This is a genomic window from Vibrio campbellii CAIM 519 = NBRC 15631 = ATCC 25920, assembly GCF_002163755.1.
In the GTDB taxonomy this organism is placed as follows: Bacteria; Pseudomonadota; Gammaproteobacteria; order Enterobacterales; family Vibrionaceae; genus Vibrio; species Vibrio campbellii.
Window position 1 is genome coordinate 1,716,075 of the sequence record NZ_CP015864.1, and the last position, 14,379, is coordinate 1,730,453.

At 46.0% G+C, this 14,379-nt stretch carries 8 protein-coding genes; 6 read left to right on the forward strand and 2 right to left on the reverse strand.

What is annotated here, in order from left to right; all coding sequences use genetic code 11:
• The first annotated feature begins 315 nt into the window (after positions 1 to 315).
• The 5 genes from A8140_RS24005 (at position 316) to A8140_RS24025 (ending at position 10,574) form a co-directional block, all read left to right on the forward strand.
• A complete protein-coding gene (locus A8140_RS24005; protein WP_005532507.1) occupies positions 316 to 2,769 on the forward strand; it encodes a glycogen/starch/alpha-glucan phosphorylase in 2,454 nt (817 codons plus the stop codon).
• A 117-nt stretch (positions 2,770 to 2,886) separates the two neighbouring features.
• Positions 2,887 to 5,067, forward strand: a complete 2,181-nt coding sequence (gene malQ, locus A8140_RS24010; RefSeq protein ID WP_005532508.1) for a 4-alpha-glucanotransferase — start codon at positions 2,887 to 2,889, stop codon at positions 5,065 to 5,067.
• A gap of 226 nt (positions 5,068 to 5,293) precedes the next feature.
• Positions 5,294 to 7,522, forward strand: a complete 2,229-nt coding sequence (gene glgB, locus A8140_RS24015) for a 1,4-alpha-glucan branching protein GlgB (protein WP_005532509.1) — start codon at positions 5,294 to 5,296, stop codon at positions 7,520 to 7,522.
• A gap of 136 nt (positions 7,523 to 7,658) precedes the next feature.
• Positions 7,659 to 8,333 carry a monofunctional biosynthetic peptidoglycan transglycosylase gene (gene mtgA, locus A8140_RS24020; protein WP_029388735.1) on the forward strand — a complete coding sequence of 225 codons (675 nt, stop codon included), beginning with the start codon at positions 7,659 to 7,661 and terminating at the stop codon, positions 8,331 to 8,333.
• Between the two features lie 180 nt (positions 8,334 to 8,513).
• Complete coding sequence (locus A8140_RS24025) at positions 8,514 to 10,574, forward strand: alpha-amylase (RefSeq protein WP_005532511.1); 2,061 nt, start codon at positions 8,514 to 8,516, stop codon at positions 10,572 to 10,574.
• An 87-nt stretch (positions 10,575 to 10,661) separates the two neighbouring features.
• Here the strand turns inward: A8140_RS24025 and A8140_RS24030 are convergent, their stop codons facing one another.
• Together A8140_RS24030 and A8140_RS24035 are read right to left on the reverse strand one after the other, a co-directional pair.
• A complete protein-coding gene (locus A8140_RS24030; protein ID WP_087490672.1) occupies positions 10,662 to 11,834 on the reverse strand; it encodes an MFS transporter in 1,173 nt (390 codons plus the stop codon).
• 329 nt (positions 11,835 to 12,163) lie between these two features.
• Complete coding sequence (locus A8140_RS24035; protein WP_087490673.1) at positions 12,164 to 13,336, reverse strand: multidrug effflux MFS transporter; 1,173 nt, start codon at positions 13,334 to 13,336, stop codon at positions 12,164 to 12,166.
• 191 nt (positions 13,337 to 13,527) lie between these two features.
• Between A8140_RS24035 and A8140_RS24040 the strand changes: the two genes are divergently transcribed.
• Complete coding sequence (locus A8140_RS24040; RefSeq protein ID WP_010646796.1) at positions 13,528 to 14,301, forward strand: AraC family transcriptional regulator; 774 nt, start codon at positions 13,528 to 13,530, stop codon at positions 14,299 to 14,301.
• Positions 14,302 to 14,379 lie beyond the last annotated feature (78 nt).

Below are 14,379 nucleotides of genomic sequence, written 5' to 3' on the forward strand. Positions count from 1 at the left end.
CTATTAAGGAGAAATTATCAATGTTAAAAGAAGTAATGTGATCGATAAGACAGTTTTTACAATGGAGTGAGAAGGGTGAATAAAAAACGTCATGAACAAATTTTAATCTTTCCATTAGGTGGCTGTGATCCGAATCACTAAGAATCGGATGATAGGTTGCTCTGTTGCGATTTAGATCACTAAGTTTGCAAGCTTACGCCCTCTACGCCCTACCCCCTCCTCCTTGTGGGGAGGACAAATGGGAGGATGTTTATTCACAGAGGGAAATGCACGATGTATGGCAGATGAATTACTAAAAGACGTGAGAATTTCTTAATGAAACCTACTCAACAGAAACAATTTGACAAGAAGTCGTTCCAAGAAAGCGTGAAGAAACATCTATCTGTAACTTACGCTCACACGATTGAAAATGCAGATAGCCGCGCATGGTACCTAGCAATGGGTCGCGCACTGGCTGAATTTACGACTTGTGATTTGCTTGCTACTGAAGCGGACGCTCGCATCCAAGAAGCGAAAAGCGTTAACTACCTTTCACTAGAATTCCTTATCGGTCGTTTGACTGGTAACAACCTAATCAGCATGGGTCTTTACGAAGAGATCACTGAAGCTATGGCTGAGCTAGGTCACAACCTAACAGACCTTCTAGAAGAAGAACGCGACCCGTCACTGGGTAACGGTGGTCTAGGTCGTCTAGCGGCATGTTTCATGGATTCATGTGCGGCTCAAGAATTCCCAACCGTAGGTTACGGCCTGCATTACGAATACGGTCTATTTAAGCAGTCGTTCAAAGACGGCCGTCAACAAGAAGCACCAGACGCATGGCGTGGTGTAGAAGGTTACCCTTGGGAAGTGGCTCGCCCTGAGCTTGCGCAAGAAATCGGCTTCTACGGTCACGTTGAAGTGGTAAACGAGAACGGTAAAGAAGTTCGTAAATGGGTTCCTGGCATGTCTGTAAAAGCAATGCCTTGGGATCTACCTATCGTAGGTTACGAGTCAGACACGGTTTACCCTCTACGTCTTTGGGAATGTCAGGCAATTGCACCATTCTCACTAGAAAGCTTTAACAACGGTGATTACTTCGAAGCTCAGCACGCGCTGATCGATGCAGGTAACATCACTAAAGTGCTTTACCCGAACGACAACCACGAAAAAGGTAAAACACTGCGTCTAATGCAACAGTACTTCCACTCAGCAGCGTCTGTACGCGACATCCTACGTCGCCACGAAGCAGCAGGTTACTCGCTAGCGGATCTACCTAAGCAAGAGACAATCCAGCTTAACGATACGCACCCAACAATTGCTATCCCTGAGCTAATGCGCATCCTAGTGGACGAAAAAGGTCTTACTTGGGAAGCGGCTTGGGAAATCAGTTCTCAGACATTCGCGTACACTAACCACACGCTACTTCCAGAAGCACTAGAGACATGGCCAGAGTCGCTAATCCAGCGTCTACTGCCACGTCACATGGAAATCATTTTTGAAATCAACCACCGCTTCCTACAAGAAGTTCGTAAGATGTGGCCTGGTGACGGTGAGAAGCAAGCGAAGCTTTCTATCATCCAAGAAGGTTTCAACCGCATGGTTCGCATGGCTAACCTATGTGTGATTGGTTCTTACGCGGTAAACGGCGTAGCAGCACTTCACTCTGAATTGGTTAAGAAAGACCTATTCCCAGAGTTCCACGAGATGTACCCAACTCGTCTACACAACGTAACGAACGGCATCACGCCACGTCGTTGGTTGAAGTTCTGTAACCCAGGTCTATCTGAGCTAATCACTGAGAAAGTAGGTCCAGAATGGCCTGCGAAACTAGAGCAGCTAGAAGGCATTGCTAAATACGCAACAGACGCGAAATTCCAAAAAGAATTCATGGCTGTTAAGAAAGAAAACAAACAGCGTCTTGCTGATTGGGTTCTAGATAACATGGGTATCGAGCTAGATACTAACGCTATCTTCGACGTTCAAATCAAGCGTCTACACGAGTACAAGCGTCAGCACCTAGATCTGCTACACATTCTGTCTCTATACCACCGCATTCTGAACGAACCAGGTTTCGAGTGTGAGCCGCGCGTATGTTTCTTCGCAGCGAAAGCAGCACCGGGCTACCACCTAGCGAAAGAAATTATGTTCGCAGTCAACAAGGTTGCAGAGAAGATCAACAACGATCCTCGCATCGGTAACAAACTGAAAGTGGTATTCATCCCTGACTACCGCGTGAGCATGGCTGAGATCATCATCCCTGCGGCAGACGTTTCACAACAAATCTCGCTAGCGGGTAAAGAAGCATCTGGTACAGGTAACATGAAGATGGCTCTTAACGGTGCCCTAACTATTGGTACTATGGATGGTGCTAACGTTGAGATTCGTGAAGAAGTGGGCGACGAGAACATCTACATCTTCGGTCTTGATGTTGAAGGCGTGAAAGCGGTTAAAGCAGCTGGCTACAACCCTTACGACTACTACAACGCCGATCACCTACTGAAAGCGTCTCTAGACCTACTAAAAGGTGAAGAGTTTACGCCAGGTCAACCAGGCCTACTACGCGCTACATTCGATAGCCTACTAGATGGCGGTGACCCATACCTATGTCTTGCTGACTTCGCATCTTATGTGAAAGCGCATGAAGAAATGGGCAAACAATACAAAGACCAAGCAGGCTGGGCTAAGAAAGCGATTCTTAACACTGCCCTAGTTGGTAAGTTCACATCAGACCGCTCTATCCGCGACTACGTGAACAACATCTGGAAACTTGAAGCGGTGAAACGCTAATAGAACCCAGTTAAGACCAAGGTAGCCGAGCGCTACCTTTGGTCATTTTCAAGAATTAGTTATTGATAACAATAAAACCCTACATGGAAGGTGTTGGTATTACCTTCGGAGAGAGCGATGAAAGAACAAACAGCATTAAAGAAAGTCGCAGACATGGCGCGATTAGCTGATAGCTACGTCAGCGCGTGGGGAGACGAGGCAAAAGTTTCTGAAGAAACACTGCGCCGCTTGCTCACTTCACTTGGCTACGATACTGGCAGCGATGAGAAGCTATTGGCTTCTGCTGAGAAAAAACATAAGAAAGACGTACTAGCCCCTGTTCTTGTTTTACGCGACGGCGAACCAGTCGAAGTGGAACTAAACCTAGGTACGAGTGCTCGCGAGAGCGAATTTAGCTGGCGTTTAGAAACAGAACAAGGAGAGGTACTTGAAGGCTATCTTCAGTCGCAAATTGTTCGTGATGAACGAGCTGAGGGTGGCCCTCTAGTGTTTGCATTGCCAAAGAACTTGGCATGGGGTTACCACAAACTGATCATCAGCCGTAAGCGTCGCAAGACCCCTTACGAAATGTCGCTGATCATCACACCTAAAGCGTGTTTCAAACAAGAAGACCTAAACCAACACAAAAAGCTATGGGGCCCAAGCATCCAGCTTTATACACTGCGTACTCAGCACAACTGGGGTATCGGTGACTTCGGTGATCTGAAGCAGTTGGTGAGTGACATCGCATCTCGTGGCGGTGACTTCATTGGTTTGAACCCAATTCATTCATTGTTCCCAGCGAACCCAGAAGGTGCGAGCCCATACAGCCCATCTTCTCGTCGTTGGTTGAACATCATGTACATCGACGTAAGCTCTGTGCCTGAATTCGCGCTAAGTGCAGAAGCACAACAACGCGTTGGCAGCGCTGAATTCCAACAACGTTTACAAAAAGCACGTGAATCACATTGGGTGAACTACACCGAAGTGTCTGAGCTTAAGATGAGCATTCTTCCGTTGCTATTTAGCGAGTTTAAAGCGCGTCATCTAGACAAGAACACAGACCGTGCTCGTGCATTCCTTGAGTTTGTAGAACTTGGTGGCGAGAGCCTGCTTCACCAAGCGGCATTCGATGCGCTACACGGTGAACTACACGCTGAAGATTCAAGCGTTTGGGGTTGGCCAGTATTCCCTGAGAAGTTCCGCACGTTCGATGCAGCGGCAACTCAGAAGTACATTAAAGATAACTCGGACCGCGTTCATCTGTACATGTACCTACAGTGGCTTGCAGACGACCAAATCAAAGAAGCGCAGGCTCTTGCTGAAGAAAAAGGCATGACGGTTGGTTTGTACCGCGACCTTGCGGTTGGTGTTGCGGATTCCGGCAGCGAGACCTGGGCGGATGACGGCGCGTTAGTATTGGATGCGAGCATCGGTGCGCCACCAGATATCCTTGGTCCACTAGGCCAAAACTGGGGTCTACCACCGCTAAACCCACAAGTGTTGGAAGCAACAGGGTACGACGCGTACATCAAGCTACTGCGTGCCAACATGAAACACTGTGGTGCGCTGCGTATCGACCACGTTCTTGGCCTGCTTCGTTTATGGTGGATTCCAAAAGGTGAGAAAGCGACAGAAGGTGCTTACCTGTACTACCCAGTAGAAGACATGCTAGCAATCCTAGCACTTGAGTCTCACCGTCATCAGTGTTCTGTAATCGGTGAAGACTTGGGTACTGTGCCTGATGAAATCGTCGACATCCTACGTGACGCAGGCGTGCACTCATACAAAGTGTTTTTCTTCGAAACATCAAAAGACGACGGCGGCTTCATTTCTCCGAAGCACTACGCTGAGCAGTCTATGGCGGCATTGTGTACGCACGATATGCCAACTCTCCGTGGTTTCTGGCACTGTGATGACTTGAAGATGGGGCGTGAGATCGGTCTGTACCCAGACGAGCAACAACTGGAAGGTCTGTTTGAGGATCGTTTGAAGTGTAAGCAAGGTATCCTAGACAGCGTACGTTGGCACGGTTACCTGCCAGAAGGTATCGGCCATGATGCGCAATACGTACCAATGGATTCTTACCTAAGTGAAGCATTGCAGTTGCATGTGGCTGCGGGTGATTCAGCACTACTGAGTGTTCAGCTTGAAGACTGGCTAGAGATGGACCAACCGGTCAACATTCCTGGCACGGTAGATGAGTATCCAAACTGGCGTCGTAAACTGTCGATGAACCTTGATGAAATCTTCAGCCGTGAAGACGTTAACCGTATTTCTAAGCGCTTGACTGAAGTGCGCGCGAAAGCGAGCAAATAAGGTGGAATGAGTGATGTAGGAATCCGCGAATTTAATTGCGCTGAGGTACGAAAGTACAGCCTAGGTCACTCATTAAATCGGCACAATCCGTTAGGATGGTGTACCGTTATTATGCCCGCAACAATAGCGGGCATTTTTGTTTTTTGACGCTATTTTATTCATCTCTTGGATAGAGTGCGGCTTTTTATAATTGTGTGAATTCACAACGTTTGGCTGAGGAAATCCGATGTTCAAAAACCATAAGGAGAATATCGGTGCTAGGGAGAAAAATTTGAAAACCAAGGTAAAGAAAAAACACGAACGCGCTTACCAATTATTAGCTGAGGCGGCTTACTCAGACCCGTTTGCGTCACTTGGTCCATTCATTGATGACGGCGAAGGATCGTTACGCGTTTGGATGCCAGGTGCAGACAAAGTTGAATTGGTTATCAGCGGCGAACCTCGAATTGAGCTAGATCGTGAAGATGAAAGCGGCTTCATCTTAAAAGACAAGCGTGACTTGCATCTAACGCATTACCAACTTGCAGTCGACTGGAATGGTGTAGAGCAGCTCATCGACGACCCTTACCAATACCACAACATTTATCAAGAATACGAACATCTACATACACCAAAAGACATGTACCGTTACATGGGTTCACAGTTTGTGACCATCGAGCGCGGTGGTGAAAACATCTCTGGTGTACGTTTCCTTGTTTATGCGCCTCATGCATCTGCTATCAGCCTAGTGGGTAGCTTTAACCAGTGGGATGGCCGTCGTCATCCAATGCAACGCCTAGACTACGGTATTTGGGGCCTATTCATTCCTGGTTTGGAAGAGGGCGTACAATACAAATTTGAACTCAAAGGTCCGAATGGGGAAGGGCTTCCTCATAAACAAGACCCTTGGGGCTTCTACTCTGAACAATACCCGTCATTCGCGTCGATCACATACGATCACAACCGTTACCAATGGCAAGATGCGAAATGGCAAAACCGTCCAGTGACGCAGAAACGTGATGAAGCGTTGTCATTCTACGAACTGCACGCTGGTTCCTGGAAGCGCAACGCAGACGGCGATTTCCTAAACTACCGTGAACTGGCCGCTGAGTTATTACCTTACCTTGTAGACATGGGCTACACCCACGTTGAACTGATGCCAGTTTCTGAACATCCGTTCTTTGGCTCTTGGGGTTACCAACCTGTTGGCTTGTTTGCGCCGACCAGTCGTTACGGCTCTCCGGATGATTTCAAGTTCTTCGTTGATGCGTGTCACCAAGCTGGCTTGGGCGTGGTACTGGATTGGGTACCTGCGCACTTCCCGTCGGATGATCATGGCTTAGCGAATTTTGATGGTACGCCTCTGTTCCACGATCCAGATCCTCGCCGTGGTTGGCACCAAGACTGGAACTCTTACATCTACGATCTAGGTCGTGAGCATGTGCGCCGTTTCCTTGTGTCTAACGCGCTTTACTGGTTTGAGCAATTCCATATTGATGGTATCCGTGTGGACGCTGTCGCGTCGATGCTCTACCTAGACTACTCACGCAGTCACGATCAGTGGATTCCAAATGTGGACGGCGGTAACGAGAACTACGATGCGATCGCAACGCTGAAGTGGATGAACGAAGAAGTGTACAAGCACTTCCCGAACGCAATGACCATTGCAGAAGAATCGACGGCATTCCCGGGCGTATCTGCACCGACATTTATGGGCGGTTTAGGCTTTGGCTTTAAGTGGAATATGGGTTGGATGCACGACAGTCTTTCTTACATCCAAGAAGATCCTATTCATCGCAAATACCACCATAATACCATCACATTCCCGCTTGTTTACGCACACAGCGAGAACTATGTACTGTCGCTATCTCATGATGAAGTGGTGTACGGCAAAGGCTCTATCCATAACAAGATGCCGGGTGATGAGTGGCAACAAACGGCGAACTTGCGTGCTTACTTCGGTTACATGTACGGTCAACCGGGCAAGAAGCTAAACTTCATGGGTGCAGAGCTTGGTCAGACCGCAGAATGGAACCACGACGATCAGTTGCAATGGTTCTTAATAGAATTTGGTCGTCACCAAGGTGTGCAAGCGCTGATTCGAGACTTGAACCATTTGTACCGTGATGAAGCGGCGATGCACGATCAAGATTGTGTGCCAGCTGGTTTTGAATGGCGTTTGCAAGATGAAGCGGAAGCAAGCATTCTTGCGCACGAGCGTATTAGCCAAGTTGGCGAACGCGTATTAGTGATCAGCAACTTTACCCCAGTGCCGCATGGAAATTTCCGTTTGGGCGTGCCGATGGAAGGTAAGTACGAACTTCTGCTTAACACGGACGATGCGAAATACGATGGTAGCGACTTTGAAGTGCTAACCAGCGTAGACACAGAAGAAGTAGAAAGTGAGTCACTACCTCAATCTCTAGAGTTGTGTTTGCCACCTCTATCGACGGTATTCTACAAGCTGATTAAATAATTGCCTATAATCAGATACTAAGCCCGGTTTACATTGTAAATCGGGCTTTTTTTGACCAAGTTTTCACTAACGATAAACAGACTGCATACTCTATACTTGCATCATATTGTTTTATGAAATCAAGCTAGGTCGGACTTTGAGAAAGATTAAATCCCTTCTGTTCAATATCTTATTGGTGCTTTTGCTTTTACCAGTGATGCTCGTTGGCATAGTGAAATACGTCGATCCACCAATTTGGGGATGGAAGATCAGCCGCATGATTTCTCCTCCAGAGGGATTCTCTGAAGAGAGTCAAAATGAATGGGTGCCTTTGAGTGACATTTCTAAGCACATTCAATTGGCCGTGATTGCGACAGAAGATCAAAAGTTCCCGACCCATTACGGAGTGGATTTTGACTCCTTGTTTAAAGTGATCTCAGAGTCTGGCGAGAACGGCCCTTCTCGCGGTGCGAGCACGATTACTCAGCAAACTGCAAAGAACGTGTTTCTGTTTCCCTCACACTCTTATGTGCGCAAAGCTTATGAGCTTTATTTTGCTCTGCTGATGGAAGCAATGTGGAGTAAAGAACGCATTCTCGAAGTGTATTTGAATGTGGTGGAATTTGGCCCAGGTATTTATGGCGCAGAAGCCGCTGCGCAAAACTACTTTGGTATCCCTGCTAAACAACTTTCGACGCGCCAAGCCGCAAGGCTAGCAGTAGTGCTGCCAAACCCTTATCGAATCAAAGTCTACCCTCAGACTTCTTACACCATCAGCCGCGTCAATTGGGCGATGAGACAAATGCGCAACCTAGGGAGCGTGCAGCTTTAAACTCCCTTTTATCCTGCTCATAAATAGAACTACGCCCCAATAAAAGCAAAATGTGAAGCGTCACAAGCTTTAGGGCGTAGCCTTTCAGAATGATGTGCTCAGTTTTTCATCCATTTACTATTAGTGTGAATAAAACTACAACACGAATACTGCGCCTATGCGCAACCAATGGACTGAACGATGAAACTGAATCTGATTACGACTACCTTATTGCTTGCATCGGCAAGTGCCATCGCCGAGCCAAACATCACCATATCTACCACGACCAACAGCCGTGACTTTCCTTTAAGTGCAGAGCAGCCTTTGGTTGTGCCCTTAACCAAAGATGGCTATACACTCAAAATCACGGGTGTTGAAGGCGATTGTGTCGCGCCTGATGGTCAAAAGGTAAAGTTTAACAAGCCTATCGCGTTGAACTGCGGTAAGCCAACGGAACTGCCGTTAAAAATCCGCTTTACCGGCGATTACTCTTTTGCTTTTGATGCGGAAGCGAAAACACTGCGCTTCAAGCGTGAGCCTAAGAAAGTCGCCAAGACTGAGTTCAAACGCCCAATCCCACAAGTGCAATGTGAAGTTTACCAAGGTGGTGAAGTTACCATTGCGTTAGGTGACAGTTTCCCTGATGGCACCAAGTTGCGTGATGCCTATTCTGGGCAAATGGTCGAAGTAAAAGATCAGCAAGTATCGCTGACGCCAAGCAAAGACTCTGGCGGTTTGGTGCTACTAGAGCCAGTGAAGAAAACCAAAGAAGCAGTACCGTTTGATTACCGTAATGCCAATATTTACTTCGTGATGGTCGACCGTTTCAACAACGCCGATACGAGCAATGACAACAGCTATGGGCGCAATAAAGATGGCAAAGAAGAGATCGGCACTTTCCACGGTGGTGACCTAAAAGGCGTGATCGAGAAACTGGATTACATCAAGAGCCTAGGTACCGATGCAATTTGGTTATCGCCAATCGTTGAGCAAGTGCATGGTTTTGTGGGCGGCGGCGATAGCGGCTCATTCCCATTCTACGCTTACCACGGTTACTGGACGCGTGACTTTACGAAGATTGATGAGAACTTCGGTGACGAAGATGACCTTAAATTGCTGGTGGAAGAGGCACACAAACGTGGTCTTAAAGTCTTGATGGACGCAGTAATCAACCACACCAGTTACTCAACGTTAGCCGATTTGCAATTTGACGGTATTGAGGTGTTAAAACCAAACGCTGATTTACCGAAGAAGTGGGGCGACTGGCAACCAAAAGCGGGTGAAAATTGGCATAGCTACCACCAGAATATTGATTACCAGAGTCCAAACTGGGCGAAATGGTGGGGCGGTGACTGGGTAAGAACCGGTTTGCCGGGATACCCAGCTCCGGGCAGCAGTGACATCACTATGTCATTGGCGGGTTTGCCTGACTTTATCACCGAATCAGACAAAGCTGTGAAGCCTGCGCAGTGGCTATTGGATAACCCTGGTACTCGCGTAGAGGCGCGTGACAATTACACCGTTTCGGACTACCTAATTGAGTGGCAAACTGATTGGGTGAAACGCTTTGGTATTGATGGCTACCGTGTTGATACGGTGAAGCACGTTGAAGGCGATGTGTGGAAACGTTTGAAAGAAGAAGCTTCGAGCAGCCTTGAGCAGTGGCGTAAAGAGAACGGTAAGTCAGGTCAGCCATTCTGGATGATGGGCGAAGTATGGGGACATACCGCTTATCGCAGTCCTTACTTTGACGATGGCTTTGATGCGTTGATTAACTTTGATATGCAGAAGAAGTTAGACAAAGGCGCGGCGTGTTTCAGCCAAATGGCAGACACCTACCAAAGTTACGCAAACACAATCGCTAACGAGAAAGACTTCAACCCAGTGAGTTACATGTCTTCTCACGATACTGAGTTGTTCTTCTCTCGCTTCAAAGATTACGGCATGCAGCGTAACGCCGCGAATGCACTGCTTCTGAGCCCAGGTGCTGTTCAGGTTTACTTCGGTGACGAAGTGGGTCGTAATATTGGCCCTTACGCGGATGATTTCCACCAAGGTACACGCTCTGACATGGTATGGAAGCTATCTGATGGGAAGCAAGCGCTGCTCAAACATTGGCAAACTCTTGGTCAGTTCCGTAAAGCGCATCCAGCGATTGGTGCAGGTCAGCACCAAGTGATTGAACAAGAAGGCGCGTACGTGTTCTCTCGCTCGCTTGGCAATGACAAAGTTGTTGTGGCTTTTGTTGGTCGTGAGAAATAAACGACACTACGGCATCAGCCCCTTCTCACTTGAATGTGGGAAGGGGCTGCGTGAGTGCTGTAGGTGTTTCTTCCAAGATTGTCGTATTTAAAAATCAATATCTGAAATGTCGAAAGTAACCAGTTCAATAAGATATTTGATGATAGATATGACACAAGCTATGCCAGCACAGCCGATTAAAGTCATCGCCAAATCACCAAACTCAGCAGCTCTGTGAAGGCCAAATCCGATGACCAGGTAGTAGAACAAGCCCAATAGTGCACCGGCACTCCCTAAGTTATCGCGATAATGTGTTAACGCACCACTTAAAAGGTTTGGTATGGTCAGCCCAAAGGATAGGGATACCAATACCATAGGGATGAAAAACCAGATAGACTCTTGCATCATGAAAACGCAAAGGCCACATATTAAAAGCAAGAATGAAGCAAACATCACAATTTTTTCTTGGCTAAAATGCATGCGTATTAATTTCATATTGATAAGAGAACCTAATACGGAGCCCAGTGCAAGTATAAACCCTGTGTTACCAAAAAAGTTGACACTTGCACCCAGTTTCTCAAACATAAATGGTGCGATGCTGTAGTAAGAAAACAGCGCGATATTAAACAAACCTATCATGACTGTGATGTACCAGATATGCGCATCGGTCAGCATTTTTATACCAACAGTCAATAAGCTACTTTTTTTAGTGTGTTCTGGTCTTGTCTCTGGCAATTTTAACAATGACCAAATTAATAGAGTAACGATGAACACAACCATAGCGATGAACACCAATTGGTATCCGCCGAGTGAAGTTAACCAACTGCCAGCGAGCATCCCAACTACCGGACTAATACCGACAGATGTACCAGCAATTGAGAAAACGTGACTGAGCTCTTTGCCACGGTAGCCATCACGAATAATAGTCTGAGTACAGACGGAGCCAACAGCCGCACCAAATGCGCAACAACCAAAACCGGCGAGCAATAAATTGAATGTTGGTGCAAGCATGGTAAATATGGCTGAGATAATAAATACGACCAGTCCAAGTAGCGTTGATGGCCTTCGGCCTACGATGTCACACATTCTCCCCCAAAAAACCACTCCAAAGGCAAAAGCGAAAAAGAAAATTGACATTGCTTTTGAGGCTTCATTGCTACTAACACTAAACGTACTTTTCACGGAAGTCAGTGCAGGGCTGTACATTGTTTCGATGATTTGTGGAAACATCAAGAGCACAATCGCTAAAGGAATGGACACTTTTTCTATTAATTTATTCACTTCTCAAATATTCCTCTATTTTTGAATGTTACTTAAATGCTCTAGTGAATCTTGTGTAAATGGCATTCGAGTACGGAGTTCACGCTTCTTGATGTACGTGATGTGGCAAAGTGTACCTTTGTATTTGTCTGGTCTTATAATGATTAATAAGCAAAAAATATCAAAAGAAGGACATTTGCTTTAATAGAATCAAGCTCGAAGGGTGGTAGGTTATATGATGATGGTCAGAGTGATTTAGTCATCGATGTTACAACCGAAATATCAACCCCTTCTCGTTTGGACGTGGGAAGGGGTTGAAGTGTTGATAGGTCTTTATTAAATCAATACTTTTAGGAATTGGTATCGGATGTCTTGAAAGTGACTAGCCCAACGAGATGCTTCATCATTGAAATGACACATGCAACGGCAGCGCAGCCAATTAAAGTCATTGCCAAATCACCAAACTCAGCGGCTCTGTGAAGGCCAAATCCGATGACCAGATAGTAGAATAAGCCCAATAGTGCACCAGCACTCCCTAAGTGGTCTCGATAGTGAGTTAACGCGCCACTCAAAAGGTTAGGAATAGCCAATCCAAATGATAGGGATACCAATACCACAGGAATGAAAAACCAAACGGACTCTTGCATTATGAACACGCCAAAACCGCTAATTAAAAGCAAGAATGAAGCAAACATCACAATCTTTTCGTGGCTTAAATGCATGCGTATTAATTTCATGTTGATAAGAGAACCTAATACGGATCCCAGAGCGAGTATGAACCCTGTGTTACCAAAAAAGTTGACACTTGCACCCAGTTTCTCAAACATAAATGGTGCGATGCTGTAATAAGAAAACAGCGCGATGTTAAACAAACCTACCATGATTGTGATGTACCAGATATGCGCATCGGTCAGCATTTTTATACCAACAGACAGCAAACTATCTTTTTTGGTGTGCTCTGGTTTTGTCTCTGGCAATTTGAACAAAGACCAAATTAATAAAGCCACGATGAACACGACCATAGCGAAGAACACCCATTGGTATCCGCCGAATGAAGTTAACCAACTGCCAGCGAGCATTCCAACTACAGGGCTAATACCGATCGATGTGCCGACAATCGAGAAAACGTGGCCGAGTTCTTTGCCATGGTAGCCATCACGAATAATAGTCTGAGTACAGACGGAGCCAACAGCCGCTCCAAATGCGCAACAACCAAAACCAGCGAGTAACAAATTGAATGTTGGTGCAAGCATGGTAAAAATGGCTGCGATAATAAATACGACCAGTCCAAGTAGGGTTGATGGTCTTCGGCCTACGATGTCACACATTCTTCCCCAAAAAACCACACCAAAGGCAAAAGCGACAAAGAAAATTGACATAGCTTGTGCGGCTTCATTGCTACTGACACCGAACGTACTTTTCACAGAAGTCAGTGCAGGGCTGTACATTGTTTCGATGATTTGCGGAAACATCAAAAGCACGACGGCCAACGGGATAGATACTTTTTCTATTAATTTATTCATTTTTCAGTTCTCAATATTTCCTCTATTTTTAAATGTTACTCAAACTTTGTAGTAAATGTTGAGTAAATGGTATTCGAGTACGAAGTTCACGCTTTATGAGGTACGTGATGTGACAAAGTATACCTCGACTATCACTTGGTCTTATAATGAGAACAAAACTTAAAACATCAAAATAAGGACAGGGTGGTGCAATGGCATTGCTTTCGGAAAATCATAATTTTTGTGCTGATGAGCTAGATGGGTTGGTCATCGGAGTCGCAACCGATAGATCAGTTCATGATTCAGGTGTCCACTTTCACGAGAAGGACCAACTACTTTCTTCACAACATGGTTGTATGACTATAACGCTTGAGAATATAAAATATGTACTGCCACCGATGAGAGCAGCATGGATTCCTAAAGGTGTATTGCACAATGCTCAGTCAACAAATGTGGCACAATACCGCTCTCTTTACTTTGACCCTTCACTGGCAGCGCGCCTGCCAAGGAAGATTCGAATCTTTGATGTTACGCCTCTTATGAGGCTTCTCATCGAGAGAATGGCTTTTTGGCCTTTCGAAAAACCTGAGAACGAACAGGTTAATACTCTTAATTTGTTTATAGAAGAGTTAAACAATTCCAAAGATGTCTATCTGCAACTGCCACTACCCAAAGATTATCGATTACAGTCTTGGATCGCGAAAATTGATGATGAGGCCTTCACAGCACCTTCTTTAGCTCAGTTAAGTCAATTGGTTGGGGCGAGCGAAAAAACGATTACGAGGATCTTTAACCGTGAGACGGGCATGCCTTATCAAAGTTGGCGTCAACAGTGGCGTCTACTAGGTGCTATTGAGCTTTTATCGAGTGGGTCTAGGATCCCAGAAGTGGCAGATAGACTCGGTTTTTCTAGCGATAGTGCGTTTATCTATTTCTTCAGACAGAAAACGGGCCAGACACCTATGAATTTTATGAATGACTATTAGAGCCTAATTTTCACCGTTGAATCTAAAGTGATGGGATTGACAGTGTTACAAAAAATGCGTCCTTAAATTGATGTAATT

Excerpts from the sequence above, each read along its gene's own strand:
- A8140_RS24025 (WP_005532511.1), top strand. The coding sequence starts at position 8,514 with ATGAAACTGAATCTGATTACGACTACCTTATTGCTTGCATCGGCAAGT.
- A8140_RS24040 (WP_010646796.1), top strand. The coding sequence starts at position 13,528 with ATGGCATTGCTTTCGGAAAATCATAATTTTTGTGCTGATGAGCTAGAT.
- A8140_RS24005 (WP_005532507.1), top strand. The coding sequence starts at position 316 with ATGAAACCTACTCAACAGAAACAATTTGACAAGAAGTCGTTCCAAGAA.
- malQ (WP_005532508.1), top strand. The coding sequence starts at position 2,887 with ATGAAAGAACAAACAGCATTAAAGAAAGTCGCAGACATGGCGCGATTA.
- A8140_RS24035 (WP_087490673.1), bottom strand. The coding sequence starts at position 13,336 with ATGAATAAATTAATAGAAAAAGTATCTATCCCGTTGGCCGTCGTGCTT.
- glgB (WP_005532509.1), top strand. The coding sequence starts at position 5,294 with ATGTTCAAAAACCATAAGGAGAATATCGGTGCTAGGGAGAAAAATTTG.